The organism is Streptococcus intestinihominis (assembly GCF_046824975.1).
Taxonomy (GTDB): Bacteria; Bacillota; Bacilli; order Lactobacillales; family Streptococcaceae; genus Streptococcus.
The window spans coordinates 366,777-367,245 of record NZ_JBKQBL010000001.1 but is presented as its reverse complement, the minus strand read 5'-3'; the positions used below and the strand labels follow the sequence as shown (position 1 = coordinate 367,245).

Sequence of the window (469 nt, the reverse complement as noted above, 5' to 3'; positions counted from 1 at the left end):
GAGTGGACAATGATGCGTCCGAAGGGATCATTTCTTCGGATGCGTTCGAGCTCTTTGTAGGCGTTGATTCCAGAATTTCCTTGACAGGAGAAGAAGTAGATGTTTTTCAAGTCATAGTCGATATAGGAGATATTTCCATTATAGACCAGCTTGACTGGTAGATTACGAACCCGTTTTTTCTCTAGATAGTTGTTAATATGTTCGACCAACATCTTAGAGGGATAATTGTATTCAATGACATAGATCATAGTTTCTTTCCTTTGCTATTGAGTAAATAACTGAGCTATCTTTCAGTTACGAATAGTATACAAGCTTTTGAAGTCAGATAGGGGGAAAAATCTATTTGGTTCATTTTTGAAGCTATTTGGTTCATTTTGGAGGAGAAAAGGAGAAAAAGTTACTAAAGGAATACGAAGAAAATGGGGAAGTGGGGACGAAGAAGGGTATCTTATTTTGAAAATGCAAAGAA

General features: G+C 36.7%; 1 pseudogene. It reads right to left on the bottom strand.

Annotation, left to right across the window (positions count from 1 at the left end):
- A pseudogene (locus tag ACLOR3_RS01915) lies at window positions 1-248 on the bottom strand (hypothetical protein); the annotation flags it as partial.
- Window positions 249-469 lie beyond the last annotated feature (221 nt).